The organism is Citrobacter braakii (genome assembly GCF_002075345.1).
Taxonomy (GTDB): domain Bacteria; phylum Pseudomonadota; class Gammaproteobacteria; order Enterobacterales; family Enterobacteriaceae; genus Citrobacter; species Citrobacter braakii.
Window position 1 is genome coordinate 28580 of sequence record NZ_NAEW01000011.1, and the last position, 26042, is coordinate 54621.

Here is a 26042-nt window from a genome sequence, read left to right on the forward strand (position 1 = left end):
CCGCTTCCTTATGAGGTTAAGGTCTGATTGAGCAGGGTGAGCACCTGGTTGGTGTCGCCTTGCTTCAGTTGGTTGATGAAATCTTGATGGATAATTTTGCGGCACAGGGTGCCGATAATTTTGACCTGATCGTCCTCGCCCGTTTGTGGCACGCCGAGGCAGATCCAGCAGTTAACGTCCTCGCCGTCGCTGGCTTTCCAGTCCACTTTTTTTGATTTGCGCGCGAACAAGACGAAGGGGCGTGTGATACAGGCGCTTTTACCGTGTGGGACGGCAATGCCCGAACCAAAGCCGGTGGAATGCAGCTTTTCGCGTATCAGCAGCGTTTGCAGGAAGGCGCTGCGGTCAGAGACGTAGCCATTTTGAAGCGCCATATTCGCCAGTTGCTTGAGGATGGCATAAACGCTATTCCCCTGAATATTCAGGTCAATGCAGTTAGCTGTAAGGGCTGTCATGGTGGGACTCCGTTAAAAACTGTTTGATTTGATTTTAACGGTGAGATGGTGAAGAGATGAGCAGCAATATGCCAGCGGGAAGTGACAATTTGAGGCAGAGTTAGCGCCTGGTTTTGTGGGGTAAAACACATAACGCTACAGGTGATTACCCTGATGAATATTGCGCCAGGGTAATTATATTCTTAGTGTATACCCACCATTCGTAACAGCGCGGTTACCACCGCAGCGGCAACGATCACCACGATCAGCGGCATCTTACGCCAGGCGAGAAATACCGCAAAAGCCACGCCGAGTACGCGCGCCATCCCGGCAAAGTGTTCGCCCTCGTAAAAGGTGGTCGCCAGCGCAACGGAGAACAGTAATACCGTTGCGGCGTCGGAAAGCAGCGCCTGCGAGCGTTCTGAGAACGCTAAACGGCTTCCAAGCTTGGCTCCCCCTAAACGCATTAAATACGTTCCCAGAGATAACATGGCGATACCGACGATAAACAGCGTCATGTTGCCCATTATTTTTTCCTCGTCAGTAAGCCAAAGAGTGAGAGCAAAACCGGTAAACCGACCGGCGCAAAGGGAATGGCGGCAAGCGACAACGTGGCGCCGCTACAGGCACGAATCAGCGTAGTGCGGTTTTTGAATGCCGGGACGACCAGAGCCAGCAGAATGGCAGGGAAGACGGCATCCAGACCGATGGTTTCCGGGGCAGGGAGCAGTTTGCCGACGCCTGCGCCGATCAGGGTGCCAACAGGCCAGAAAATTGCGACGCCCAGACCGCACAGCCAGTAGGCGGCTTTACGTTGCTCAGGCGTTTTTTGCGACAGGCCAAAGACCACGCTTTCGTCGTTCATAATATGACAGCCGAGGAAACTGGCAGCCCGGGTGCCTACCAAATCGCGCACGGTGACGCCGAACGGCACGTGTCGGGCGTTAACCAGTAAACCCGCAGCCGCAGCCGCCAGTGGATTACCACCGCTGGCGATAATGCCGATAAACATAAACTCGGACGCGCCCGCCAGCACAGTAATAGAGAGTACAAACGGTACCCACAGCGGGAAGCCGTACGCCATCGCCAGCGAGCCGTATGACATGCCGACTACACCGACGGCCAGACAGACTAAAAATATTGCTTTTATCGTGTCGCCTTTGAGACTGGAAAAATAATGTTTCATACCGTTTTAGCCATATCGAACGAGTTTCCATTATAATGAACGCGACCAATTGGCTTTACAAGTCGAACAATTCGTTCGATATAAAAAACATGGAGTCGTGAATGACCCAGCCCATCAGTATGATCGCGAAAAGTCTGGTGCGTGAACGTCAGCGCACCGGTTTGTCGCTGGCGGAGATTGCCCGTCGCGCGGGGATTGCAAAATCGACACTCTCGCAATTGGAAGCGGGCAATGGAAATCCTAGCCTGGAAACGCTCTGGTCGCTGTGTGTGGCGTTAGATATTCCCTTTGCGCGCCTGCTGGAACCGCAGGAGCAAAAAACGCAGGTGATTCGCCGCGGCGAAGGGACAAAAGTCGTGGCTGAGCAGGCCCACTATCAGGCCATTTTACTGGCCGCCTGCCCACCAGGCGCGCGGCGGGATATCTATCTGCTGCTGACGCAGCCGGGCGCGGATCGTATTTCACAACCGCATCCACCGGGATCGGTTGAACATATTATCGTAACGCAGGGTAAGGCGATGGTGGGATTGACGGAAGCGCCGGAGGAGTTAGGTGAGGGCGATTATATTTGTTACCCTGCCGATCAAGCGCATATCTTTAAAGCACTGGAGCCTGACACTCAGGCGATTCTGGTTTCTGAGCAGAGTTAATTGAACGCTTATTAAATAAAGGCGCGGCGATTGTCGTTCGCGCCTTTATTATTTTTAATTATATTTTATTGTTATTTATATAAAATTGTTTTTATTATTTTTCGTTAATTTCAGCACTATTGTTATATCCCTCACATTCTTAATTATATCTACGTTACACATAATAAAATCAGTATAATAATAAATATTAGCCTGCACTGGTGCCACGTTTTAATGTTCTGAGTTTATTTCAGTCATCGGTATCGTATTACCTATAAAAATATTTTTTGGATTTGCATGTTGCGCGTCTTCCGGTCGGAAGACGTTGGACGATCTTTATTTCAAGGAAAGCAAATAATGAAGAAATCGACGTTAGCTTTAGCAATAGGTCTATTATTAGTGGCAAATAATGGCTTTGCTAAAACGCAAAAAATGACTCTGGAACAGCGGCTCGAACAGCTGGAGGCTCGGCTGGAAGCTGCGGAAAACCGCGCGGCAAAAGCGGAAAATCAGGTGCAGCAATTGCAGGTACAGCAGGCTGCGGAGATCCAGGAAATTAAAGTTGCTCAGGGGAATACGCCAGTCAACGGCACTACGCCCGCGCAAGAGACCAAAAAGAACGCCACCACCCCTAACCTGGTGCTCTCCGGCTATGGCGATCTGAAAATCTACGGCGACGTGGAATTCAACATGGATGCGGAAAGCAACAAAGGCGTGCTGGCGGCAACCAATTCGAATGTGGGCGACCCAACCAATGAACGCTGGGATCTGAACGGACGTATCCTGCTGGGCTTTGACGGTATGCGTAAGCTGGATAACGGCTATTTCGCCGGTTTTTCAGCGCAACCGCTGGCTGACATGACGGGTTCGGTCAATCTTGATGACGCCGCTTTCTTCTTCGGTCAGGAAAATGACTGGAAAGTAAAAGTCGGTCGTTTCGAAGCTTACGATATGTTCCCGCTGAATCAGGATACCTTTGTTGAGCATTCAGGGCATACCGCCAACGATTTGTATGATGACGGTAGCGGCTATATCTACATGATGAAAGAAGGTCGTGGCCGTTCAGATTCCGGCGGCAGCTTCCTGATGAGCAAACAGCTCGATAACTGGTATTTCGAGTTAAATACCCTGCTGGAAGATGGTACCTCGCTTTATCAGGATAGCCGCTATCATGGTCGTGAAATGTCGCAGGAGAAAAACGTGGCTTATCTGCGCCCGGTCGTAGCCTGGACGCCGGTGGATGCGCTGACGATTTCTGCGGCCATGGAATCGAACGTTATCAATAACGCCTATGGATATACCGATCCGCTATCAGGCAAGTTTGTCGATCAGTCCGATCGTACCGGTTACGGTATGACGATGACCTGGAACGGTCTGAAAGCCGATCCGGAAAATGGCCTGGTGTTTAACCTGAACACCGCTTATCTCGATGCGGATAACGAAAAAGATTTTACGGCGGCGGCCAACGCTCTGTGGAAGCGCTTTGAACTGGGCTATATCTATGCTCATAACAAGATCGACGAATTTAACGGTCTGATCGATCACGATGATAATGACTGGTTCTACAATGAGGGCACTTACGATATTCATACCATTCACGCGTCTTATTTAATTCCGAACGTGATGGATATGCAGAACTTTAATATTTATCTCGGCGCTTATTATTCGATGATTAACAGCGATAACAGCAATCCGGAGAATTATACCGACGACGACGACCGTTACGGCGCGCGTCTCCGTTTCAAATACTTCTTCTGATTTTCCGTTCTCAGGCGCCTGGATTCAGGCGCTTTTTTCTTAGAGCCTGGTCATCAGGCTTTTATTTTCCCACCCAGTTATTTTTGATTTTGAACTTGTCGGCGCGGTTGTAGCTACACGAGTAGTTAAATGCCGTCCCGTCTTCCAGTTTGGTGACGCCCGGAGACTTTCAGCATCGGTATGCCTGAGCAGGTGCCGGGTTGTGGGGAAAAGGCGTGGATGACAAAACGAACGCAATGCTGCTGACGGGAGAAAAAGGTTTCCTCCCCCGTCAGGGGAGGAAACAGAGCGTTTAAGGCAGATAAAACACTTCTTTTAGCTCAGCGCTGACCGGGCTGTTGTCCAGGTTTGCCGGCATTACATCACGCATATGCTTCCACCAACGCTGGCAAACATCGGTGCTGGCAACGGCGTTCCAGCGCTCTTCTGACTCAATCTCGACGGTGGCGAACAGCAGGTTGCGTTCCTGATCGAGATAAATCGCGTAGTGATGGGCACCGTGCTCTTTCAGCACCGCTTCCAGTTCTGGCCAGATGGGATTGTGCCGACGTTGATACTCAACGTGCGCGTCGGCATTCACCTGCATCACAAAGGCCTTGCGGATCATAACGCCTCCAGATACAGCTCGCGGACTTCGTCGCGGCTGGCGGTGCGTGGGTTACACGGCGCGCATGGATCGGCCAACGCTTTATCCAGCCAGCCTTCAATATCCTCTTTCGTCACGCCAAGGGAACTAAAACCAGCCGGAATACCTACACGCTTGCTCAGGGCACGAATCGCGGTGATGGCCTCCATGCTTGCCGCTTCGTCGCTCATCCCGCGGGTGTCCACTCCCATCGCCTGCGCCACTCGGGCAAAACGCGCCACGGCGTTAGGGCGGTTAAAGTTTTCGATGATCGGCAGCAGGATAGCATTGCAGACGCCGTGCGGCAGGTTGTGGGTCGCGCCTGGCTGGTGTGCCAGCGCATGCACCAGACCCAGACCAGCACTGTTGAATGCCATACCCGCCAGATACTGACCAAACGCCATTTGTTCGCGGGCTTCGAGGTTATGACCATCGTCGACCGCTTTCGGCAGCCACAGGTTGATCAGGCGAATCGCTTCCAGGGCGTTGGCGTCGGTGAGCGGATGTGCGCCAACGGAAACATAGGCTTCCACCGCGTGAGTCAGGGCGTCCATGCCGGTTGCGGCGGTAACGGAGGCTGGGATTTCCAGCATCACGCTGGCGTCATCCACGGCGATATCCGGGATGATGTTCGGGTCGATGATCACCTCTTTGACCTTGCGGGCAGAGTCGATAATGACCGCGTTGCTGGTCATCTCTGCTGCTGTACCAGCAGTGGTATTGATGGCAACCAGCGGCACGCCCGCATTTTTCACTTTGCCCACGCCGGAGTAAGCGGTAGAAGGGCCAGGGTTGGCGGTCAGGATCTTCACCGCTTTGGCGGTATCGATCGGGCTGCCTCCGCCGAAGGCGATAATATAGTCACATTCTGCCCCCTGATATGCCGTAAAACCTTTCTGTACCAGCTCTTCTGTCGGATTCGGGAACACCTCATCAAACAGGTGGTAAGACATTTGATGTTCATCCAGTGCGGCAAAGAGGCTATCCAGCAGGCCCAGCTTCACCAGTTGACCATCGGTGACGATCAGCGCTTTGCCCCATTGTTTATTCGCCACGAGATTCACCATATCGGCAATCGCGCCGGCGCCATGCAGGCTAATTTTTGGCAGTGCCAACATAAAGCTCATCACTATTCTCCTTAAAAAAAATCCCTGGTGCCCGATGGCATTACGCTTATCGGGCCGACGGTGAAACGTGCATCGTCATGTAGGCCGGATAAAGCGAAGCCGCATCCGGCGTTGAGTTGGCAGGTATCAGTACAGCTCTACGGCGCTTGCCAGCGGAGTCACGCCAAAGCGTTTAGCCAGTGCTACCAGCTCTTCACGCGTGATGGTCTGCTTCATACCGCCCATCGAATAGATTTTGACTAAAACTTCGGCGGATTTTTCTGCGGTATCTATCAAGCCAAATGCTTCGTCGAGGGAGGGGCCGCTGCCGAACACGCCGTGGAACGGCCACAGTACCAGCGAGTGTTTCTGCATTTCCTCGGCGGTTGCCTGGCCGATTTCATCCGTACCCGGCACCATCCACGGCAGAATGCCGACGCCATCCGGGAACACCACCAGACACTCGGTGCTGCCTTCCCACAGTTTGCGGGTAATCAGCGGGGTGTTGTTTTCCAGCACGTAGGTCAGGGCGATCAGGTTGGTAGCATGGCAGTGCATGATCACGCGGTCTTTGCCGTTCGTCGCTTTAATACGCTCGCAATGGGAGAGGAAGTGAGCCGGCAACTCGGAGGTTGGCACCGCTTCGTGGGTCAGGCCCCAAAGGATGTGGTAGCCCGCGCCGTCGCTGTCTACTTTCACCACGCCCAAATTTGCCGCGGGATCGAGCTGAACGTTACGGAAAAATTTACCAGAACCGGTGACGATAAACGGCGTGTTCGCCAGCAAAGGCATTGGCTGACTTAGCGCGATATAGCGCGGTTTTTCGTGGAAATCGGCGCTAAATGGCGCAATGTCAGCCTCATCCAGACGCAGCGTCAGGTTGCCGCCGTTACGTTCGTCCCAGCCTTTCAGCCACGCGTCGGAAGTGGCTTTGATCATCCCCTGGACGAACCAGGAATTAGTCATGTTTTGCATATTCGGTGATCCTGTTGATTGCCCGATCGTTATCGGGTCTTACGTAGGCCGGATAAGTGAAGATCCATCCGGCAATCGTGTTTCATTCATTGCCGGATAGCGACGTGGGGCGTCTTATCCGGCCTGTAAGCCTGGTGTCACGGTTAGCTACGTTTGCTCAAAATCTCTTTCTCATAGGTGCGCACGCTGTCCAGCCACTGGCTTCCTGCTGGCGTGTCGTGACGCTGGCAATACATCTCCCAGACGGCCTGCCACGGCAGCGATTTTTGCTCTTCCAGCAAGGCCAGACGTGCGGTGTAGTCGCCGCTGGCTTCAAGCTGACGCAGTTGTTCGGTCGGTTCTAACAGCGCGCGCAGCAGGGCTTTTTTCATATTGCGAGTGCCGATAACCCACGCGGCGATGCGGTTAATAGAGGCGTCGAAGAAGTCGAGGCCGATGTGTACGCGGTCGAACAGGTTGTGGCGGACGATCTCGCTGGCAATCGCCTGCGTTTCATCATCCAGCAGCACCACGTGATCGCTGTCCCAGCGCACCGGACGGCTGACGTGCAGCAGCAGACGCGGTACGTACAGCATGGCGGCGGAGATTTTGTCGGAAATCACTTCAGTCGGATGGAAGTGACCCGCATCCAGGCACAACGCAGTCTGACGGCTGGTGGCGTAACCCATATAGAACTCGTTGGAGCCCACGGTGTAGCTTTCGGCGCCGATGCCAAACAGCTTGCTCTCGACGGCGTCGATATGGTGCGCCGGGTCGAGTTTTTCGCTGATCACTTCATCCAGTGCTTCAAGCAGACGTTGGCGCGGCGCTAACCGGTCAACGGTAATGTCTTTCATGCCATCCGGGATCCAGATATTCATCACCGATGGCGTACCCAACTGCTCGCCAAAATACGCTGAGACGCGACGGCTGGCTTTGCAGTGGTCAATCCAAAACTGGCGAATGGTGTCATCGGCGTGGGCCAGCGTGAAGCCGTCGGCGCTCAGCGGGTGAGAGAAGCAGGATGGGTTGAAATCCAGCCCTAACTGGTTTGCTTTCGCCCACTCAACCCAGTTTTTAAAATGTTCAGGTTTGATTTGGTCGCGGGCAACCGGCGTATCGGACTCCAGATAGATCGCGTGCAAATTCAGACGCTTTGGACCCGGGATCAGGCTCAGTGCCTGCTCCAGATCGGCGCGCAGTTCGGTGGCGTTACGCGCTTTGCCCGGATAGTTGCCGGTAGCCTGAATACCGCCTGTGAGCGAGCCTTCTGGATTCTCGAAACCGGCGACATCATCGCCCTGCCAGCAGTGCATGGAGACCGGCAGACGATCGAGCTGGCGTAAGGCCGCCTCGACATCAATGCCTACCGCGGCGAAACGCAGTTTTGCCAGTTCCCAGGCTTGTTCAAGTTGAGTGGTCATGCGCAAAGCTCCTTTGTCTGTCGTAGTGATGGAAACTGCGCCTGGTAGCGGGCAATTTCACTTTCAGGATTTGGAATGAAGGTGGTCAGGTCGTAGTTGGCACGCACCACCTGACGGAAATCATCGACGTTGTTGAGCTCGTCCAGCGTCATCAACTGGATGCCAATATTGCCGAGCGTGGAGGCCTCAATCGGCCCGGACATCACGCGAATGCCGCAGGCATCCGCGCACAGCTGGTTCAGTAGGGCGTTCTGGCAGCCGCCGCCAACGATGTGCAGTTGGCTAAATGCTGCACCACGCAGTTGTGCCAGTTCTTGCAGAATGTCAGCGTATAGCAATGCCAGGCTGTCGAAGATACAGCGCGCCAGTTCGGCGTTTTGCTGGGGAACGGGTTGACCCGATTCACGACAGGCCGCCTGAATTTCCGCGCTCATATCATCGGGGTTGATAAAGCGATCGTCGTTCGGGTTTATCAGGAATTGGCAGGCCGGCAGCGCTTGCGTTTGGGCAATAAGCGTTGGCAGGTCGGTAATCTGGCGCTCTTTTAAAACGCGCTGGAGCAGCCACAGTCCCATGATGTTTTTCAGTACGCGGTAGCGCCCTTCCGCGCCCCCTTCGTTGGTGATGTTCGCCGCCAGCGCCGCATCGTTGGTATACGGCGTTCTGCTCTCAAAGCCCATCAGCGACCAGGTACCGGAAGAGAGATACGCACTATTTTTATCGGCCAGCGGTGAAGCGATGACCGCGCTGGCGGTGTCGTGACTGGCGACGGCCACAACCGGAATTTGGTTTTTCTGCGGGCAAATCCAGTGACCAATGACGTTCCCCGGATGCGTCGGGCGACCAAACCAGGCTTTGTCTGCCCCGGTCCACGCCAGCAGCGTGTCATCCCAGTCGTCGGTGTTGATATTGACTAACTGGGTGGTGGTGGCGTTGGTGTATTCCCAGTTCAATTTGCCGGTCAGGCGAAAGCTGAAGTAGTCGGGGATCAGCAGAGCATGTGCCACCTGCGCAAGCAGTTCTGGCTGCTGTTCAACCAGCGCACGCAGCTGATACAGGGTGTTAAACGGCAGAAACTGAATGCCGCTACGGCGGTAGATTTCACCTTTACCTGGCTGCGCCATCGCCTGTGACATAATGCCGGTCGTGCGGCTGTCACGGTAAGAGACCGGCAGACCAACACGTTGGCCGGCGTTATCGATCAATACGTAATCCACGCCCCAGGTATCAATGCCAATGCTGTCTATCCGAATGCCTTCATCACAGACTTTTTTCAGGCCAAGGCGAATATCGTTTTCCAGGCTGTCGATGTCCCAGGTGTCAAAACCGTCCGTTTTTTGCAGACAGTTAACGAAGCGGTGGATTTCACGCAGCGTCAGGGTGCGGTGTTTACTGTCGTAACGTGCGAGCATTACGCGCCCACTGGATGCGCCGAGATCGACAGCGACACAATGGCGAAAAGTCATGGCGAGGTCCTTCTGAGTTTTATTGCACTCAGTCTAAGAACCCCGAATAAAGCGTACCTTCTTGACAGTGACAGCCCCAATTAGCGGCTGGCAACATGGCAAAGGTGAACGTGATGTTGTTCACAGTTTCCACTAATAGCGCGGATTTTGGCGGATGTGACGCCTTCCGCATTTCCCGATCTTTCCCGCCATTTCTTGAAGAATTAACCGTGTTTACGCACTTTGGCGTCAAAAAATTAAGGTGAGGGTAGGAACCCTTAATTACTATTCAGCCATATTCGTTAATCAGGGGGAGCCGTCATGACCGTACTGCATTGCGTGGATTTTTTTCCGACAGGTAAAGCGCCAGTGGCTATTGAACCGCGGCTTCCTCAGCCCGCGTTTCCTGAACATCATCATGATTTTCATGAAATTGTGGTGGTCGAACATGGAACGGGGATCCATGTGTTCAACGGACAGCCTTACACCATCAGCGGTGGTACGGTGTGTTTCGTCCGCGATCATGACAGGCATTTATATGAACATACTGACAATCTGTGTCTGACCAATGTGTTGTATCGCTCTCCGGATGCGTTTCAATTTCTGGCCGGGCTGAATCAGCTTTTGCCTCAGGAACAAAATGGGCAGTATCCCTCCCACTGGCGCGTAAACCAGGGCGTACTGCAGCAGGTTCGTCACCTGGTGGGGCAGATGGAGACGCTCGGCGAGGAGATGGATACGCCCACGGCGGCAAATCGCGAGATCTTGTTTATGCAGTTGCTGGTACTGCTACGTAAAAGCAGCCTGATGGAAGCGGCGACCGATAACGATGCGCGGCTTAACCTTTTGATGGCATGGCTGGAGGATAACTTTGCCGAAGAGGTGTGTTGGGAGGCGCTGGCCGAGAAGTTTTCGCTCTCTTTACGCACTCTGCATCGCCAGCTTAAACAGCAAACAGGATTGACGCCGCAGCGCTACCTTAACCGTCTGCGACTGATTAAAGCCAGACATCTGCTCCGCCACAGTGATGACAGCGTGACTGATATCGCTTATCTCTGCGGTTTCGGTGACAGTAACCACTTTTCGACGCTTTTTCGCCGTGAGTTCGAGTGGTCGCCACGCGATATTCGTCAGGGGCGTGACCTTATAGCGGGAAGCAGCCTTCAGTAACGCGAAAGCTATCAACGTTTTTTACCGTCCGTTTGCTGATAATCATACCCTTTCATGCCGGATGCGCTGCGCTTATCCGGCAAGCGTACAGGTTGAGGTGATATGATGGCGAATCATCTGGTTCTTTTGAAATCAGACTTTTTTGCGCATGAGCAGCAGGCTGTCGCCGTGGCCGATCGTTATCCGCAGGATGTCTTTGCTGAGCATACCCACGAGTTTTGCGAGCTGGTTCTGGTCTGGCGCGGCAATGGTCTGCATGTCCTTAACGATCGTCCGTACCGGATAACCCGTGGCGATCTGTTTTATATTCGCGCCGAAGATAAACACTCCTACACCTCCGTTAACGACCTTGTGTTGCAAAATATCATCTACTGCCCGGAGCGGTTAACGCTGAATGTTGACTGGCAAGGGGCGATCCCCGGATTTGACGGTACGCCGAGGCAGCCGCACTGGCGACTTGGCAGCGTTGGCATGACCCAGGCCAGACAGGTGATAAGCCAGCTTGAGCATGAAAGTAATCAGCGCGATGCGCAGGCCTTTACCATGGCTGAGCTGCTGTTTGGTCAACTGGTAACTCACCTTAAACGTCATCGTTATGCCACGGATACGCTCCCGGCGACGTCAAGTGAAACGCTGCTGGATAAACTGATCACCGCGTTAGCCGGTAGCCATGAGCATGCGTTCGAACTGGATACATTTTGCGAGCGTGAACGGTGCAGCGAACGCGTTTTGCGCCAGCAGTTTCGCAGCCAGACCGGGATGACGATCAACCAGTATCAGCGCCAGGTGCGGGTGTGCCATGCACAGTATCTGCTCAAGCATAGTCGGTTGATGATTAGTGAGATTTCCATGCGCTGCGGCTTTGAGGATAGTAACTACTTTTCGGTGGTATTCACGCGCGAAACCGGGATGACGCCGAGCCAGTGGCGTCATCTCAGTACCCAACATGATTAGCTGGCCATTCCCAGACCAACAATGTTTGCCGCGACAATGATCACTACGCAGCCAAGACTTAGCACGCTGACCGGACGGCGACCCGCGTTTTTCCACTCTTTCAATACCAGTCCGACAATTCCGCCGCACAGAACATAGAAGCTCATGTGCAGCATCCAGCTTACATAGTCATACTGTGCCGGAATACGAGCGTGGCCCCAGGCGTAGAAGAAGAATTGCAGATACCACATCAAGCCACCAAGTGCGGAGAGCAGCACGTTGGTGATAATTAGCTGTTTGGCTAACGAGAAGTCAGCTTTTATCGACAAGTTTTTCACTTTTGCCAGACGAATGAAGCAGAAACCCAGGTTGACTAGCGCGCCACCGCCCATGATAACCACATAGCTTGGCAGGGCGACATACAGCGGATCAACGCCCAACGCGGCGGCGGCATCGTGCATTGGTTTAGCAGCGTTCATCGCAAATGACATCCCGGCAGAGAAAATGCCGCACATGACCGCCAGAACCAGCCCTTTTTTCAGATTGAACTCTTCCGCTTTGATGCCCATTTTGCGTTCTTTTAACTGACCCGCACGGGTAACAATGCCCACGCCAATCAGCGCGACCAGCACGCCAAGCAGCGTCATGCGTCCGCCAGAGGTGTTGATCAGTACATCAAAGTTGCCGTTAATAATCGGGGTCATCAGCGTGCCGACAATCAGCGTAATACCAATCGCAATGCCGATGCCCATCGACATACCGAGATAGCGCATGGTCAGGCCATAGTTGATATTACCAATCCCCCACATCGCACCGAACAGAAACACCGGCGCCAGCGTGGAGAGGCTAAAGGAGCTGAAGTAGGCCCAGAAATCGGGAAGTAACATGGCGCTGATGGTCCATGGGAGGATAAGCCAGGAGACGATCCCGCCAACCGACCACATCGTTTCCCATGACCAATGTTTGACTTGCTTGAACGGGGCATAGAAACAGGCGGCACTGGCTGCGCCTATCAAATGCCAAAAGATACCCATCGTAATCGCGTTACTCATGACTTAATCCTCGTTATTTTTTATCGTCGGTAATTACCCCTCCGACCAAACGAGTTTAAAAATTATGCAGGTAGTTAACCTTTTAACGATTGCCGCCATTTGGCGCATGTTGGCAATCATCACGTTAAGTGGGTGATTCGGCTCACATCTTTAGCAATGGACTTGAGTCATCAAAACCTTGTAAAAAGTACGGCATTGATAATCATTTTCAATATCATTTAATTAACTATAATGACCCAACTGCTTACGCGGCGTTAACACTGGCCGCCCGACAATACTGGAGATGATTATGAGTTATGCACTGCCATCCCTGCCGTACGCTTATGATGCCCTTGAACCGCACTTCGATAAGCAGACGATGGAAATCCACCATACCAAACACCACCAGGCTTACGTAAACAACGCTAACGCTGCGCTGGAAAGCTTACCTGAATTCGCGAGCCTGCCTGTTGAAGAGCTGATCACCAAACTGGATCAACTGCCAGCAGACAAGAAAACCGTACTGCGTAACAACGCGGGCGGCCACGCTAACCACAGCCTGTTCTGGAAAGGTCTGAAAACCGGTACTACGCTGCAGGGCGACCTGAAAGCGGCTATCGAACGTGACTTCGGCTCCGTGGACAACTTCAAAGCTGAATTTGAAAAAGCTGCGGCAACCCGTTTTGGTTCCGGCTGGGCGTGGCTGGTTCTGAAAGGTGACAAACTGGCTGTTGTTTCCACTGCTAACCAGGATTCCCCGCTGATGGGTGAAGCTATCTCTGGCGCTTCCGGCTTCCCGATCGTGGGCCTGGACGTTTGGGAGCACGCTTATTACCTGAAATTCCAGAACCGTCGCCCGGACTATATCAAAGAGTTCTGGAACGTGGTGAACTGGGACGAAGCTGCCGCGCGTTTCGCAGCGAAAAAATAAGTTCTACGCTTTAGTAAGCCCCTGCAAGCGATGCTTGTGGGGGTTTTTTTGTGATCAAAATCAATATAAAAACAATGATCCACTTAAATTGAAACAAGGTTTTATTATGCGAGTGGGATCACTTTTATAGTCTCTATGAATGTCTATCTTCGTTTCATCAAGACGGGCGCATCTCATAAGCAAGATGCAATCGCCCATAAAAATTGCCCCATTTTTATGTCTACAGGTGATGGAAATGCAGATCAAACGAACGATAGAGAAAATCCCAGGCGGCATGATGCTGGTGCCGCTTTTTTTGGGCGCGTTGTGTCACACCTTTTCCCCCGGCGCCGGGAAATACTTCGGCTCCTTTACCAACGGTATGATCACCGGTACGGTGCCTATTCTGGCGGTCTGGTTCTTTTGTATGGGGGCGTCGATCAAGCTAAGCGCCACCGGTACCGTGCTGCGTAAATCAGGCACGCTGGTCATAACCAAGATCCTGGTAGCGTGGGTGGTCGCGGCGATTGCTTCACGTATTCTGCCGGAACATGGTGTAGAAGTTGGTTTCTTCGCCGGCTTGTCTACGCTGGCGCTGGTGGCCGCCATGGATATGACCAACGGCGGGCTGTATGCCTCGATTATGCAGCAGTACGGCACCAAAGAAGAGGCCGGGGCGTTTGTCCTGATGTCGCTGGAGTCTGGCCCGCTGATGACTATGGTGATTCTGGGAACCGCCGGGATCGCTTCGTTTGAACCACACGTGTTTGTGGGGGCCGTATTACCGTTCCTGATTGGCTTTGCGCTGGGAAATCTGGACCCTGAGCTGCGGGAGTTCTTCAGCAAAGCGGTGCAGACATTGATTCCTTTCTTTGCCTTCGCGCTTGGTAACACCATTGATTTGAGCGTGATTGCGCAGACCGGTGTACTGGGTATTTTGCTGGGCGTGGCGGTAATTATCATTACCGGTATTCCATTGATTATCGCCGATAAACTGATTGGCGGCGGCGATGGCACAGCGGGGATTGCGGCCTCCAGCTCAGCTGGTGCGGCGGTCGCTACGCCAGTGCTGATTGCTGAAATGGTTCCGGCATTTAAACCGATGGCACCGGCAGCAACTTCCCTTGTCGCCACGTCGGTGATTGTGACCTCCATTCTGGTGCCGATTATCACTTCCATCTGGTCGAAAAGAGTTAAAGCCAGGGCGGCGGAAATTGATATTCGTAGCGCCGTGAAGTAAGTCTCTTTTGCCGGATGGTCTGTTCCATCCGGCTTAACGATTTACGCTTTGACGACAAATACCTCATCGATGGTCCGACACTCACCCTCGTTCAACTCTCCGCCGGCATTTCGTGACACGCCGGTGCAATAGCCAAACTTACGCGATACCACGGTTTTGATGGTGGTGACGAAATCTTCGCCGATGGCGTAGATGGACATGTAGGTGCCAATCTGGTCCTGAATGTCGCGAAGTGCTGTCAGGTCGCTCTGTTTAAATGCTTCCCGTGCGCTGACAAACAGTTCAGGCATGACGTTGTTTAATCCTGAAATCACCCCCGCGCCGCCTGCCAGCAGGTTAGGAATGTAGTATTCGTCATAGCCGGACAACACGGCAAAATCCTCCCGTACGGCGCGGGTGGTCTGGATCATACTGCGAGTATGGGACTGGCAGTCGACGGTATCTTTAATGCCTGCGAAGTTGGGGAACTCGGCGGCGAGGGTGGCAACCAGTTCGGGCGTTAAATCGCAGCCAGTGCGCGCCGGAAAGTTATAGGCAAACCATTTACCGCTGAGCTTCTGCCCCAACTGACGGAAGTAGCTCAGCAGCTGTTTTGCCGTTTGCCCATAGTAGTAAGGCGGCAGGATCATCACGGCGTCGTAATCGGCGCGATACGCTTCCTGCGCCATCAACAGCATATCATTCTGGCAGGTGGATGAGACGTTGGCGACCATCTTCAGCGAGCTCATAGCGCGGGCCTCGCGGATTAGTAACAGCTTTTCTTCGAGCGTAAAGGAGGCAAATTCCCCGATGCTACCCATCAGCAAAATCACGTCGATTTTGGCCTCGGTAAGGCGTTTGAGATGCTGGCTTAGACCGTTAAGATCGATCTTGCCGTCATTATCCATTGGCGTAATGGAAGGACACCAGACGCCAGCAAATTGCGATTGACCAGTCACGTTGTTGACTCCTTATTTGAAATGATGTTTCAAAACCAGATTACATTGATAGCATGTGTCCCTAAGTTTCATGTGAACCGTGCTCTCATTTTGAGCGACTGGGGTAAAATAAATGTGGTGTAATGGGGGAAATTTATCGGGAGAGGGAACAGATGCGATATCCGGTCGATGTTTTTACAGGCAAGGTTCGGGACTACACGGGAAGCCGTCCCAGCGCGATTGCTAAGGTCCAGGTTGACGGCGAGCTGACGCTGACCGAACTGGGGCTGACGGGTGATGAACAGGCGGAAACGAAAATTCACGGTGGGCCGGATCGCGCGCTGTGCCACTATCCGCGTGAACACTATCAGCACTGGAGACAAGAGTTTCCGGAGCAGGCAGAGCGCTTTGTCGCGCCCGCGTTTGGCGAGAATCTCTCTACTCAGGGGCTAACGGAAGAGAATGTATTTATTGGCGACATTTTCCAGTGGGGAGATGCGCTGATTCAGGTCACGCAGCCGCGCTCGCCGTGTTTTAAGCTGAATTTCCATTTTGGCATCAGCGATATGGCCAGCCAGATGCAGGAGGCAGGCAAGACGGGCTGGCTGTGCAGCGTCATCGCTCCAGGTCTGGTGTCGGCGGACGCGCCGTTGATCCTGGCTTCACGCGTCAGCGACGTCAGCGTGCGGGAGGCGATTGCCATTGCCTGGCATATGCCGTTTGATGACTCACAATATCACCGTTTACTCTCGGCTGCCGGGTTATCGAAAAGCTGGACCAGAACGATGCAAAAGCGTCGTTTAAGCGGCAAGATCGAAGACAATTCCCGACGTTTGTGGGGAAAATAAAGCCATTCTGGCCATGCAATTAAATCAGGTGGTAACACCTGATTTGCCTCTCTCGTGGTTCTTATCTCTGCATACTAAGGCAGGTTAAAAAAACCTGCCTGTCACGCCATGTTTTCAGTCCATTCTTGATACCTGGCCCACAAAAAGAAACTCTGCGTTGAAAAAAAACTTGAGTATTTCCTGCACTCAAATATCTTAGCTTTAAATTGGTTTAAACCAGATGAGTAAGATGAAAAAGAAAAACAATGTTGATGTGCTTAGAGAGCGCTTTGAAAGCTGGTTAAACGAGAATAATTTGCCAGCGGGCTCTAAATTGCCTTCGGAGAGAGAGTTATGTGAGTTGCTGGATGCGAAGCGCATGACTTTACGTCAGGTTCTGATTGAGCTTGAGATCGATGCGCGTATCTTCCGAAAGAACCGCAGTGGTTGGTTTATTTCATCGAAGCGATTTATTTATAATCCCAAATCACTTTCCAGCTTTAATGCTGAAGCCTGTGCTCAGGGGCGCAAGCCTTTTTGGGGTTATTTAACCAAAGAAACGATTGCGACGGTTCCGCACCATGTTGATGATGTTTTTCTCTCCTCCGGTGATCGCTATTTAGTTACCGGTTGGTGTGGTCTTGATTCGCATAAAGTGTTTTACCATGAGTCCTATATTGATGCTGATGTTGCGCCAGGATTCATTAATAAATTGGGCAATCAGTCTTTTGCCAGCGTCTGGGAAGATGCGTTTGGTCATGCTTTAAATATCAAAGAAATGATTTTTAAACCGGTCAATATGCCAGAAGTGGCCTGCAAAGAGTTGGGCGTTGCGCCTAATACTTATGGAATTTTAGTAGAAAAACATCGGGCTACCCGAGATAAAAAAGTGGTTCAGGTTGATTTTGAATACTGGCGACTTGAATCTGTGGAACTTGTTATTCGTGATGAATGAGAAAAATAATGGGAAAATGCAACCAAGAACTTCTCGCTGAACGTGCGAGAAATATACCACTGTACCTACATGCTTATGCCTTTCATCTGAATATGCGCTATGAGAGAGTCCTTCCGAGCGATCTTCTGGATATTGCGCATCAGCAACAATTAAAGGGAGTGAAAATACATGTTGAGGATGGTGAGTCCCAATCGCTGCAGAAACTAAACGATCGGCAGTTGCACGATTTTAAAGAAAAGGCCAAAAAATATAACCTCGATGTACATATTGAAACGAGCGCATCGGACAAGGCGACATTGACGGATGCGATCCGTATTGCTGTGGCAACTGGCGCAACTTCAGTACGTTTCTACCCGCGCTATGAAGGACATCTCAACGATGTCATGGCAAAGATTGCCAATGATATTGCGTGGTTGTCTCAGTATGACGATTGCGGACTAAGCTTTACTATCGAACAGCATGAAGATCTGCAAGGCCATGAACTGGTGACGCTGGTTAATAATAGTGGAATGAAGAATCTCTCTATTCTATTTGATTTTGGCAACATGATTAATGCCAATGAGCAGCCGCTTTCTGCGTTAGAGGTCATGTCCCCTCTAATCACTCAGGTACATATCAAAGACGCAAAAATTATTAAAGAAGGTAAAGGCTGGGGGCATGAGGCTTGTCGTTCAGGATACGGTGACTTACCAATGGAAGAGATGCTTAAGGCATTATTACTTTTAGGTGAGGATAAACCGCAAGTAAATGCTTTTGGTCTGGAAGAGGAAGTTGAATATTATGCTCCGGCATTTCGTTTTGATGATGAAGGTGATAATCCCTGGATCCCATGGCGCGATGCAAGCTATACGCCGCTGCCCGACAGTAACATGATTGATGCGCGACTGGCGCAGGAAAAAGAACATGCTCTTGCTCAAATAAAGTATATCCGTGATTTATGCGACAAGTTTACAAGTAATAAATAAACTTCTTTTAATATTATTAAATGCGAAAAGGGTTATGAAAATAACTCTCTTAATTTATTAGTTATATGATTTAATTTAAATATTTCTCTCAACAAGCAATGAGGGTTTAATTATGTTCATGAACAAATGGGCAAGGCTCTGTTTTTTAATTTTAGGCGGCGGCACAATATTCAAACTTTCAAGTATGAAAGACGTTTTCTATGTGCCAATGCAAAGTGACTGGGGTTTAACCAATACGCAAATTGGTTTAAGTTTTACTGTTTATACGATTGTTCAGACAACCGGGCTTTTTCTGTCGCTCTATATCGCAGACCGTTATTCCAAGAAAATATTATTACCATTTGGTCTGATCGGCGTTGGGCTATGCGGTTTATATTTGGCGACGCTACCGTCATTTACCGGTTATCTTATTTGCTTTGCCGCAATGGCGTTCTTTGCCGATGTGGTTTATTGGCCGGTGTTATTGAAAGCTGTGCGTCTGCTAGGTACGCAAGAAGAACAAGGGCGCATGTTTGGCTTTTTAGAAGCCGGACGTGGCGTGGTGGATGTTATCGTCGCTTCTGGCGCTCTGTTTGTTTTCGTCCAGTTTGGTGAAGGTAAAGCGGGGATGCAGGCGGGTCTGTTGTTTTATACGGTCATTACGCTTGCGGCAGGTATTGTGACGTACTTTATTGTCGATGATGACAAAGTGAAAGGCGGCGAGAAAACCAGTGCAAACATGGAAGTCTTAAAGGGTATCAAACATGTGTTGTCCTGCCCTAACGTCTGGCTGGCTTCTTTAGGGATTTTCTTTGTTTACGCCGCGTACTGTGGCCTGACTTACTTCATCCCATTCTTAAAAGATATCTACATGCTGCCGGTAGCACTCGTCGGCGCGTACGGCATCATCAACCAGTATGCATTGAAAATGGTGGGAGGGCCGATTGGTGGGCTGCTGGCGGATAAGGTTGCTAAATCACCTACGGTTTACCTGAAGTGGACGTTTCTGATCTCTGCTGCTGCTATGGTTGTTTTTATGCTGTTGCCACATCAAACGATGAATGTGTATATCGGTATGGCGGCGACGCTAGGATTTGGGGCGATTATTTTCTCACAGCGCGCCATTTTCTTTGCACCAATGGATGAGATTGGTACCCCGCGTGAATATGCCGGTTCGGCGATGGCATTTGGCTGTATTATCGGTTATATGCCCGCCATGTTTGCGTATACGTTATACGGCTATTTACTGGATACCAATAGCGGCATCACGGGCTATAACTATGTCTTTAGCGTGATGATTGCGTTCAGCTTAATGGGCTTTATCTGTTCGACCATTCTGGTGAAGCGGATTAAAAAGCAAAAGCTAGCGGCTGCGACTGTGGCAGCATAATGTGAGAACTTCCCCGGCATTACGTTACCGGGGAAGCCTGTTAAGCGCGTTTATACAGCGGCAACCAAATTACCAGCCGTAAACCACCCAGCGGGCTGTCTTCGGCTTTCACCCAGCCACGATGCTGTTGGATTGCGGTTTCAACAATCGCCAGACCCAGACCTGTTCCGCCAGACTCGCGATCGCGCGCCTCATCGGTACGATAGAACGGACGGAAAATCTGTTCTCGGTCTTCAGGGCTAACGCCCGGGCCATCGTCGTCGACGGTGATGGTAATCCCATCGATATCCACCGCGAAGCCAACTTCAATCTGCGTGTGTGAATAACGCAGGGCATTGCGCACAATGTTTTCCAGCGCGCTTTCCAGCGCATTTGGGTTGCCGTACAGCGGCCACGGGCCCGGCGGGAAATTCACCGTGAGTGATTTACCCATCTGCTCGGCTTCAAAGGCGGCGTTATCCAGCACTTCGCCCCACAGCTGATTGGCTTTCACCGTTTCACTGACCAGCGCGTTTTTCTGCTGATTGCGTGACATCACCAGCAGGTCGTTGATCATGCTGTCCAGCCGATGCGCTTCTGTTTCAATACGCTCCAGCTCTTTGCTTTCACCGCTACGACGGCGCAGCAGCGCGGTGCCCAACTGCAGACGCGTCAACGGCGTTCTCAACTCGTGAGAGATGTCCGACAGCAGGCGTTGCTGCGAGGTCATCATTCGCTCCAGCGCCGTCACCATCTGGTTAAAGCTGGCGCCTGCCGCCAGAAACTCCTGCGGACCGGCTTCCAGTTCCGGATGCTGACGCAGGTTGCCCTGGGCCACTTCATCCGCCGCGTTTTTCAACTTACGCGCCGGTTTCGCCAGACTCCAGGCAAGCCAGAGCAATAGCGGAGAGCTGACTAACATGGTGACAATCAGCAACAACAGCGGTCGGTCGAACAACAGATTGATAAAGTCAGATTGTGAGCTGCTGGCAGGTCGAATGAGATACAGCTGGTAGTTATCTTCGCCGTCTCTGACGGAGAAAGGCCCGACCATCTCAACGCGACCGTATTTTTTCTTTTGCGGATGGTCGGCGTTATCAGCCTGACCAATAAAGTTACGAATGATCTGCATTTCGTTGCGTTCTGCGCCGATCACGCGTCCTTCCGTCGTAACAAGCAATAACCGCTGTCCTGGCGGCGCCCACTTGTCTATCGCCCGAAACAAGCGACGCCACCACATCAAATCGTTGGGTGGATCGTTCGCCAGTTCAGCTTCAACGTGTTGCTCAATCATCAACCCCTGGCGCTGCTCGCTGTCCAGTAGCTCGGTCATCTGGCGTGAATCAAGCTTGGGTAACATCAGTACCAACATCAACACCAGTGCCAGCGTCAACCAGAAGATGGCAAAGATGCGTGCGGTTAAGCTCCCTATCATGAAGCGGAGACCATCAGGTAGCCGCGACCGCGCAGGGTTTTAAACCACGGGTGTCCGTCTTTACGTTCTGGCAGCTTACGACGCAGGTTCGAGATATGCATGTCGATCGCGCGATCGAAAGGTGTCAGGCGTTTGCCCAGCACTTCCTGGCTCAGGTGTTCACGCGAAACCACCTGACCGAGATGCTGTGCCAGCAAATAGAGCAGGGTGAATTCGGTGCCGGTTAACTCCAGGGTTTGCCCGTCAAAGCTGGCTTCCTGGCGACCCGGATTAAGGCTTAACGCATCCACTTCCAGAGTGGGCGAACCGTTGTCGCTGTTCTGCTGCTGTTCGCTCCAGTGTGAGCGACGCAAAATAGCGCGGATGCGCGCGACCAGTTCACGGTCGTTAAACGGTTTGGGTAAATAGTCGTCCGCGCCCAGCTCAAGGCCAAGTACGCGATCCAATTCGCTGCCGCGAGCGGTCAGCATGATTACGGGTGTCTGGTGTGTCTGACGAAGTGCTTTCAGCGTATCAATGCCATTTTTCTTCGGCATCATGACGTCGAGCAAAAGTAAATCGATGCTGTCATCCAGAAGCTCAAGCGCCTGTTCCCCATCATAGGCAACCAGCACATCGAAACCTTCCATTTCGAGCAACTCCTTTAACAGGGAAGTCAGCTCTCGGTCATCATCAACTAACAGGATTTTATTCATTGTTTACGTACCTCCGAGGCAGAAATTACGTCATCAGGCGTCGCTAATCTATGACTTTACGTTGTTTTACACCCCCTGACGCATGTTTGCAGCCCGAATCGTAAACTGTCTCTCGTTGAATCGCGACAGAAAAGATTTTGGGAGCAAGTGATGGGCAAAGTTACCGCTGCCGTCATGGCCTCAACGCTGGCACTGAGTACTTTAAGCCATGCAGCTGAAGTCGTCACAGGCGATCACTGGCACCTGGGTGAAGGCTCCGCGCAACGCAGCGTTCAGAGCCACATGTTCGACGGTATCAGTTTAACCGAACATCAACGTCAACAGATGCGAGATTTAATGCAGCAGGCAAGACACGAACAGCCTCCTGTTAATGTTAGCGAAATGGAGACAATGCATCGCCTTGTCACCGCAGAGAAATTTGATGAACGCGCTGTGCGCGCTCAGGCAGAAAGAATGGCGCAAGAACAGGTTGCCCGCCAGGTTGAAATAGCCAAGGTTCGCAACCAGATGTATCGCCTGTTAACGCCCGAGCAGCAAGCGGTTTTAAATGAGAGACATGAACAACGAATGGAGCAACTGCGCGACGTAGCGCACTGGAAAAAAAGCTCATCGTTGAATTTATTGAGTAGTAGCAACTCACGTTCCCAGTAGTAACCCTGTTTTCCTTGCCATAGACACCATCCCTGTCTTCCCCCACATGATGTGGGGGTTTTTTTTGCCCAAAATTTGTCACTCGGTTATTGCCTGACTGTTTTACTTCATCCGTTATACTAGCGGCATATCCTGGCAGGAGTGTTTATGAATCAAACCTATGGGCGGCTGGTTAGCCGGGCGGCAATCGCGGCGACCGTGATGGCATCGCTGTTACTTTTGATCAAAATTTTTGCGTGGTGGTACACCGGATCGGTCAGTATTCTGGCAGCGCTGGTGGATTCTTTGGTGGACATCGCCGCGTCGTTAACCAACCTGTTGGTGGTGCGCTATTCTTTGCAACCGGCCGATGATGAACATACGTTCGGACACGGAAAAGCGGAATCGCTGGCGGCGCTGGCGCAAAGCATGTTTATTTCCGGTTCGGCGCTGTTTTTATTCCTGACCGGGATTCAGCATCTCATCCAACCCACGCCAATGAAAGATCCTGGCGTCGGGGTGGTTGTCACCATCATTGCGTTAGTGTGTACAATCATTCTGGTCTCGTTTCAGCGCTGGGTGGTGAAGCGCACGCAAAGTCAGGCCGTTAGGGCGGATATGCTTCATTATCAGTCTGATGTTATGATGAACGGTGCGATTCTCGTGGCGCTTGGGCTGGCATGGTACGGCTGGCATCGCGCAGATGCCTTGTTTGCGCTCGGGATTGGCATCTATATTTTATATAGTGCATTACGCATGGGTTATGAGGCGGTACAGTCTTTGCTGGATCGCGCTTTACCCGATGAAGAACGTCAGGAAATTATTGATATTGTGACGTCATGGCCTGGAGTCAGCGGCGCTCACGATCTTCGCACGCGGCAGTCAGGGCCGACCCGCTTTATTCAGATTCATTTGGAAATGGAAGATAATCTGCCGCTCGTTCAGGCGCATTTAGTGGCTGAACAGGTAGAGCAGGCAATTTTACGGCGTTTCCCGGGATCGGATGTCATCATTCATCAGGATCCCTGTTCGGTCGTACCCAAGGAAGGCAAGATGTTTGAGCTTTTATAATTCGTTGTAAAAAAAGTGAACCGGGCCAGCATTTTGTGTATAAATTACCACCATTTGGCCTGACCTGAATCAATTCAGCAGGAAGTGATTGTTATACTATCTGCATATTCGTTGGATCGTTTCGATATGCGGAATCGACTTCCGGCAGCAGATTTCATTTTGCATTCCAAAGTTCAGAGGTAGTCATGATTAAGAAAATCGGTGTGTTGACAAGCGGCGGTGATGCGCCGGGCATGAACGCAGCAATCCGTGGTGTTGTACGTGCAGCGTTGACGGAAGGGCTGGAAGTCATGGGGATCCATGATGGCTACCTGGGTTTGTATGAAGACCGTATGGTTCAACTTGACCGCTACAGCGTGTCCGACATGATCAACCGTGGCGGTACATTCCTCGGTTCTGCCCGCTTCCCGGAATTCCGCGACGAAAACGTGCGTGCCGTGGCTATCGAAAACCTGAAAAAGCGTGGCATTGACGCGCTGGTTGTTATCGGTGGTGACGGTTCATACATGGGGGCAAAACGCCTGACTGAAATGGGCTTCCCATGCATCGGTCTGCCGGGCACTATCGACAACGATATCAAAGGCACCGACTACACCATCGGTTATTTCACCGCTCTGGGTACCGTAGTCGAAGCGATTGACCGTCTGCGTGATACCTCTTCTTCTCACCAGCGTATTTCCATCGTTGAAGTGATGGGCCGCTACTGTGGCGATCTGACCCTGGCGGCTGCCATTGCTGGCGGCTGTGAGTTCGTGGTGGTTCCGGAAGTGGAATTCAGCCGTGACGATCTGGTTGCTGAAATCAAAGCAGGCATCGCGAAAGGTAAAAAACACGCGATTGTGGCGATCACTGAGCACATGTGTGACGTTGACGAACTGGCGCATTACATCGAGAAAGAAACGGGTCGTGAAACGCGCTCAACCGTACTGGGTCACATCCAGCGTGGTGGTTCTCCGGTGCCTTACGACCGTATCCTGGCGTCCCGTATGGGCGCATATGCCATTGAACTGCTGTTGGCAGGTCACGGCGGTCGCTGTGTAGGTATTCAGAACGAGCAACTGGTTCACCACGACATCATCGACGCGATTGAAAACATGAAGCGTCCGTTCAAAGGTGACTGGCTGGACTGCGCGAAAAAACTGTACTGATTGTTTTTTCCGCGCCTGATGGCGCTAAGCGCATCAGGCCTACAGGTTGTAAAGACTTGTAGGCCTGATGAGCCGCTAACCACCATTCGGCACAATTCCCCGCATTTATTCCCCCAAGTTATAGCAAATCTTTTTTTATTCTTTAATGTTTGGATACCTTTCTGGCACGCTTTGCTCATCACAACACCACATAAGAGAGCTGGGCGATGAACAAATGGGGCGTAGGGTTAACATTATTGCTGGCATCGACCAGCGTTCTGGCAAAGGATATTCAGTTACTTAACGTATCGTACGATCCAACGCGTGAACTGTACGAGCAGTACAATAAGGCCTTCAGCGCGCACTGGAAGCAGGAAACGGGCGACAACGTCGTGATCCGCCAGTCGCACGGCGGTTCGGGTAAACAAGCGACCTCCGTCATTAACGGCATTGAAGCCGATGTCGTGACGCTGGCGCTGGCTTACGATGTGGATGCCATTGCTGAACGTGGTCGTATCGATAAAAACTGGATTAAGCGTCTGCCGGATAACTCCGCGCCATACACCTCCACCATCGTTTTCCTGGTCCGCAAAGGCAACCCCAAACAAATTCATGACTGGAACGATCTGATCAAACCAGGCGTGTCGGTCATTACACCAAACCCGAAAAGCTCAGGCGGCGCACGCTGGAACTATCTGGCGGCATGGGGCTACGCCTTGCACCACAACAACAACGATCAGGCCAAGGCACAAGACTTCGTGAAGGCCCTGTATAAGAATGTTGAAGTGCTGGACTCTGGGGCGCGTGGCTCAACCAATACCTTCGTTGAACGCGGTATCGGTGATGTGCTGATCGCCTGGGAAAACGAAGCCCTGCTGGCGACAAACGAGCTGGGCAAAGACAAATTCGAGATAGTGACGCCGAGTGAATCTATCCTCGCGGAACCAACCGTTTCTGTGGTCGATAAAGTCGTGGAAAAGAAAGACACCAAAACGGTGGCGGAAGCCTACCTGAAATATCTCTACTCTCCGGAAGGTCAGGAAATTGCAGCGAAAAACTACTATCGTCCGCGTGATGCAGACGTTGCGAAGAAATACGAAAATGCATTTCCGAAGCTGAAACTGTTCACCATCGACGAAGAGTTTGGCGGCTGGACGAAAGCGCAGAAAGAGCACTTCTCTAACGGTGGTACGTTTGACCAGATCAGCAAGCGCTAAATAAGTCTGT

At 51.8% G+C, this 26042-nt stretch carries 26 protein-coding genes; 14 read left to right on the plus strand and 12 right to left on the minus strand.

Annotated elements, in window-relative coordinates; genetic code table 11:
- Positions 1-8: 8 nt before the first annotated feature.
- The 3 genes from BZK42_RS19765 to BZK42_RS19775 all read right to left on the minus strand — a co-directional run bounded on the left by BZK42_RS19765 (position 9) and on the right by BZK42_RS19775 (position 1620).
- Positions 9-455, minus strand: a complete 447-nt coding sequence (locus BZK42_RS19765; RefSeq protein ID WP_080859889.1) for a PTS fructose transporter subunit IIA — start codon at positions 453-455, stop codon at positions 9-11.
- 182 nt (positions 456-637) lie between these two features.
- Positions 638-961, minus strand: coding sequence for an AzlD domain-containing protein (locus BZK42_RS19770; protein WP_016155190.1), 324 nt, complete (start codon positions 959-961; stop codon positions 638-640).
- Complete coding sequence (locus BZK42_RS19775; RefSeq protein WP_016155191.1) at positions 961-1620, minus strand: AzlC family ABC transporter permease; 660 nt, start codon at positions 1618-1620, stop codon at positions 961-963. The genes BZK42_RS19770 and BZK42_RS19775 overlap by 1 nt, the downstream gene beginning before the upstream one ends.
- A gap of 101 nt (positions 1621-1721) precedes the next feature.
- On the opposite strand from BZK42_RS19775, the gene BZK42_RS19780 reads away from it, so the two are divergent.
- The gene (locus BZK42_RS19780; protein ID WP_016155192.1) at positions 1722-2270 is read left to right on the plus strand and encodes a helix-turn-helix domain-containing protein; all 549 of its coding nucleotides are present in this window, start codon (positions 1722-1724) and stop codon (positions 2268-2270) included.
- 336 nt (positions 2271-2606) lie between these two features.
- Positions 2607-4007, plus strand: a complete 1401-nt coding sequence (locus BZK42_RS19785; RefSeq protein WP_080859891.1) for a carbohydrate porin — start codon at positions 2607-2609, stop codon at positions 4005-4007.
- Between the two features lie 292 nt (positions 4008-4299).
- Here BZK42_RS19785 and rhaM read toward each other — a convergent pair whose 3' ends face one another.
- The 5 genes from rhaM to rhaB form a co-directional block, all read right to left on the minus strand.
- A complete protein-coding gene (gene rhaM, locus BZK42_RS19790) occupies positions 4300-4614 on the minus strand; it encodes an L-rhamnose mutarotase (protein WP_080859893.1) in 315 nt (104 codons plus the stop codon).
- A complete protein-coding gene (gene fucO / locus BZK42_RS19795; RefSeq protein ID WP_016155196.1) occupies positions 4611-5759 on the minus strand; it encodes a lactaldehyde reductase in 1149 nt (382 codons plus the stop codon). The genes rhaM and fucO overlap by 4 nt, the downstream gene beginning before the upstream one ends.
- Positions 5760-5885: 126 nt before the next feature.
- Positions 5886-6713 carry a rhamnulose-1-phosphate aldolase gene (gene rhaD / locus BZK42_RS19800; protein ID WP_016155197.1) on the minus strand — a complete coding sequence of 276 codons (828 nt, stop codon included), beginning with the start codon at positions 6711-6713 and terminating at the stop codon, positions 5886-5888.
- Between the two features lie 143 nt (positions 6714-6856).
- On the minus strand, positions 6857-8116 hold the full coding sequence (gene rhaA / locus BZK42_RS19805; protein WP_049269666.1) for an L-rhamnose isomerase: 1260 nt from the start codon (positions 8114-8116) through the stop codon (positions 6857-6859).
- On the minus strand, positions 8113-9582 hold the full coding sequence (gene rhaB, locus BZK42_RS19810; RefSeq protein ID WP_016155199.1) for a rhamnulokinase: 1470 nt from the start codon (positions 9580-9582) through the stop codon (positions 8113-8115). Before rhaB ends, rhaA begins: the two co-directional genes overlap by 4 nt.
- A 300-nt stretch (positions 9583-9882) precedes the next feature.
- On the opposite strand from rhaB, the gene rhaS reads away from it, so the two are divergent.
- Positions 9883-10731: an HTH-type transcriptional activator RhaS gene (gene rhaS, locus BZK42_RS19820; protein WP_016157890.1), complete on the plus strand. Its 849-nt coding sequence runs from the start codon at positions 9883-9885 to the stop codon at positions 10729-10731.
- 105 nt (positions 10732-10836) lie between these two features.
- Positions 10837-11685, plus strand: coding sequence for an HTH-type transcriptional activator RhaR (rhaR, locus tag BZK42_RS19825; protein ID WP_016155201.1), 849 nt, complete (start codon positions 10837-10839; stop codon positions 11683-11685).
- Here the strand turns inward: rhaR and rhaT are convergent.
- A complete protein-coding gene (gene rhaT / locus BZK42_RS19830; protein ID WP_046276208.1) occupies positions 11682-12716 on the minus strand; it encodes an L-rhamnose/proton symporter RhaT in 1035 nt (344 codons plus the stop codon). The genes rhaR and rhaT overlap by 4 nt on opposite strands.
- A 289-nt stretch (positions 12717-13005) precedes the next feature.
- Here rhaT and sodA point away from each other — a divergent pair, with 289 nt between their 5' ends.
- Together sodA and kdgT are read left to right on the plus strand one after the other, a co-directional pair.
- Entirely contained in the window at positions 13006-13626 is a 621-nt protein-coding gene (gene sodA / locus BZK42_RS19835; protein WP_049269681.1) for a superoxide dismutase [Mn], read from the plus strand.
- A gap of 235 nt (positions 13627-13861) precedes the next feature.
- Positions 13862-14845: a 2-keto-3-deoxygluconate transporter gene (kdgT, locus tag BZK42_RS19840; RefSeq protein ID WP_016155204.1), complete on the plus strand. Its 984-nt coding sequence runs from the start codon at positions 13862-13864 to the stop codon at positions 14843-14845.
- Positions 14846-14886: 41 nt separating this feature from the next.
- On the opposite strand, the gene BZK42_RS19845 is transcribed toward kdgT, so the two are convergent.
- Positions 14887-15783: a dihydrodipicolinate synthase family protein gene (locus BZK42_RS19845; protein WP_049269685.1), complete on the minus strand. Its 897-nt coding sequence runs from the start codon at positions 15781-15783 to the stop codon at positions 14887-14889.
- Positions 15784-15935: 152 nt separating this feature from the next.
- Between BZK42_RS19845 and yiiM the strand changes: the two genes are divergently transcribed.
- The 4 genes from yiiM (at position 15936) to BZK42_RS19865 (ending at position 19878) form a co-directional block, all read left to right on the plus strand.
- The gene (yiiM, locus tag BZK42_RS19850) at positions 15936-16610 is read left to right on the plus strand and encodes a 6-hydroxyaminopurine reductase (protein WP_080859896.1); all 675 of its coding nucleotides are present in this window, start codon (positions 15936-15938) and stop codon (positions 16608-16610) included.
- A gap of 229 nt (positions 16611-16839) precedes the next feature.
- Entirely contained in the window at positions 16840-17544 is a 705-nt protein-coding gene (locus BZK42_RS19855; RefSeq protein WP_019077919.1) for a GntR family transcriptional regulator, read from the plus strand.
- Positions 17545-17552: 8 nt separating this feature from the next.
- On the plus strand, positions 17553-18509 hold the full coding sequence (locus BZK42_RS19860; protein WP_080859899.1) for a sugar phosphate isomerase/epimerase family protein: 957 nt from the start codon (positions 17553-17555) through the stop codon (positions 18507-18509).
- Between the two features lie 118 nt (positions 18510-18627).
- Positions 18628-19878 carry an MFS transporter gene (locus BZK42_RS19865; RefSeq protein ID WP_094761768.1) on the plus strand — a complete coding sequence of 417 codons (1251 nt, stop codon included), beginning with the start codon at positions 18628-18630 and terminating at the stop codon, positions 19876-19878.
- A 40-nt stretch (positions 19879-19918) separates the two neighbouring features.
- Here the strand turns inward: BZK42_RS19865 and cpxA are convergent, their stop codons facing one another.
- Positions 19919-21292: an envelope stress sensor histidine kinase CpxA gene (gene cpxA / locus BZK42_RS19870; protein ID WP_016155210.1), complete on the minus strand. Its 1374-nt coding sequence runs from the start codon at positions 21290-21292 to the stop codon at positions 19919-19921.
- Positions 21289-21987 (minus strand): envelope stress response regulator transcription factor CpxR, encoded by a 699-nt coding sequence (gene cpxR / locus BZK42_RS19875; RefSeq protein ID WP_006686193.1) that lies wholly within the window; start codon positions 21985-21987, stop codon positions 21289-21291. Before cpxR ends, cpxA begins: the two co-directional genes overlap by 4 nt.
- Positions 21988-22137: 150 nt before the next feature.
- Here cpxR and cpxP point away from each other — a divergent pair, with 150 nt between their 5' ends.
- From cpxP to sbp, 4 genes are all read left to right on the plus strand, one after another.
- Complete coding sequence (gene cpxP / locus BZK42_RS19880) at positions 22138-22638, plus strand: cell-envelope stress modulator CpxP (protein WP_016155211.1); 501 nt, start codon at positions 22138-22140, stop codon at positions 22636-22638.
- A gap of 147 nt (positions 22639-22785) precedes the next feature.
- The gene (fieF, locus tag BZK42_RS19885; RefSeq protein WP_016155246.1) at positions 22786-23688 is read left to right on the plus strand and encodes a CDF family cation-efflux transporter FieF; all 903 of its coding nucleotides are present in this window, start codon (positions 22786-22788) and stop codon (positions 23686-23688) included.
- A 185-nt stretch (positions 23689-23873) separates the two neighbouring features.
- Positions 23874-24836 (plus strand): 6-phosphofructokinase, encoded by a 963-nt coding sequence (gene pfkA, locus BZK42_RS19890; RefSeq protein ID WP_003028778.1) that lies wholly within the window; start codon positions 23874-23876, stop codon positions 24834-24836.
- A 206-nt stretch (positions 24837-25042) separates the two neighbouring features.
- A complete protein-coding gene (sbp, locus tag BZK42_RS19895; protein WP_016155247.1) occupies positions 25043-26032 on the plus strand; it encodes a sulfate/thiosulfate ABC transporter substrate-binding protein Sbp in 990 nt (329 codons plus the stop codon).
- Positions 26033-26042: the final 10 nt, after the last annotated feature.

Bases quoted from the DNA above. Each gene is read 5' to 3' on its own strand.
- BZK42_RS19775 (WP_016155191.1), bottom strand. From the start codon at position 1,620: ATGAAACATTATTTTTCCAGTCTCAAAGGCGACACGATAAAAGCAATA.
- sbp (WP_016155247.1), top strand. From the start codon at position 25,043: ATGAACAAATGGGGCGTAGGGTTAACATTATTGCTGGCATCGACCAGC.
- rhaM (WP_080859893.1), bottom strand. From the start codon at position 4,614: ATGATCCGCAAGGCCTTTGTGATGCAGGTGAATGCCGACGCGCACGTT.
- rhaR (WP_016155201.1), top strand. From the start codon at position 10,837: ATGGCGAATCATCTGGTTCTTTTGAAATCAGACTTTTTTGCGCATGAG.
- BZK42_RS19765 (WP_080859889.1), bottom strand. From the start codon at position 455: ATGACAGCCCTTACAGCTAACTGCATTGACCTGAATATTCAGGGGAAT.
- rhaA (WP_049269666.1), bottom strand. From the start codon at position 8,116: ATGACCACTCAACTTGAACAAGCCTGGGAACTGGCAAAACTGCGTTTC.
- sodA (WP_049269681.1), top strand. From the start codon at position 13,006: ATGAGTTATGCACTGCCATCCCTGCCGTACGCTTATGATGCCCTTGAA.
- rhaS (WP_016157890.1), top strand. From the start codon at position 9,883: ATGACCGTACTGCATTGCGTGGATTTTTTTCCGACAGGTAAAGCGCCA.
- pfkA (WP_003028778.1), top strand. From the start codon at position 23,874: ATGATTAAGAAAATCGGTGTGTTGACAAGCGGCGGTGATGCGCCGGGC.
- rhaT (WP_046276208.1), bottom strand. From the start codon at position 12,716: ATGAGTAACGCGATTACGATGGGTATCTTTTGGCATTTGATAGGCGCA.
- BZK42_RS19865 (WP_094761768.1), top strand. From the start codon at position 18,628: ATGAACAAATGGGCAAGGCTCTGTTTTTTAATTTTAGGCGGCGGCACA.
- BZK42_RS19855 (WP_019077919.1), top strand. From the start codon at position 16,840: ATGAAAAAGAAAAACAATGTTGATGTGCTTAGAGAGCGCTTTGAAAGC.
- kdgT (WP_016155204.1), top strand. From the start codon at position 13,862: ATGCAGATCAAACGAACGATAGAGAAAATCCCAGGCGGCATGATGCTG.
- rhaD (WP_016155197.1), bottom strand. From the start codon at position 6,713: ATGCAAAACATGACTAATTCCTGGTTCGTCCAGGGGATGATCAAAGCC.
- yiiM (WP_080859896.1), top strand. From the start codon at position 15,936: ATGCGATATCCGGTCGATGTTTTTACAGGCAAGGTTCGGGACTACACG.
- BZK42_RS19785 (WP_080859891.1), top strand. From the start codon at position 2,607: ATGAAGAAATCGACGTTAGCTTTAGCAATAGGTCTATTATTAGTGGCA.
- BZK42_RS19780 (WP_016155192.1), top strand. From the start codon at position 1,722: ATGACCCAGCCCATCAGTATGATCGCGAAAAGTCTGGTGCGTGAACGT.
- fucO (WP_016155196.1), bottom strand. From the start codon at position 5,759: ATGAGCTTTATGTTGGCACTGCCAAAAATTAGCCTGCATGGCGCCGGC.
- rhaB (WP_016155199.1), bottom strand. From the start codon at position 9,582: ATGACTTTTCGCCATTGTGTCGCTGTCGATCTCGGCGCATCCAGTGGG.
- fieF (WP_016155246.1), top strand. From the start codon at position 22,786: ATGAATCAAACCTATGGGCGGCTGGTTAGCCGGGCGGCAATCGCGGCG.
- cpxA (WP_016155210.1), bottom strand. From the start codon at position 21,292: ATGATAGGGAGCTTAACCGCACGCATCTTTGCCATCTTCTGGTTGACG.
- cpxP (WP_016155211.1), top strand. From the start codon at position 22,138: ATGGGCAAAGTTACCGCTGCCGTCATGGCCTCAACGCTGGCACTGAGT.
- BZK42_RS19770 (WP_016155190.1), bottom strand. From the start codon at position 961: ATGGGCAACATGACGCTGTTTATCGTCGGTATCGCCATGTTATCTCTG.
- BZK42_RS19860 (WP_080859899.1), top strand. From the start codon at position 17,553: ATGGGAAAATGCAACCAAGAACTTCTCGCTGAACGTGCGAGAAATATA.
- cpxR (WP_006686193.1), bottom strand. From the start codon at position 21,987: ATGAATAAAATCCTGTTAGTTGATGATGACCGAGAGCTGACTTCCCTG.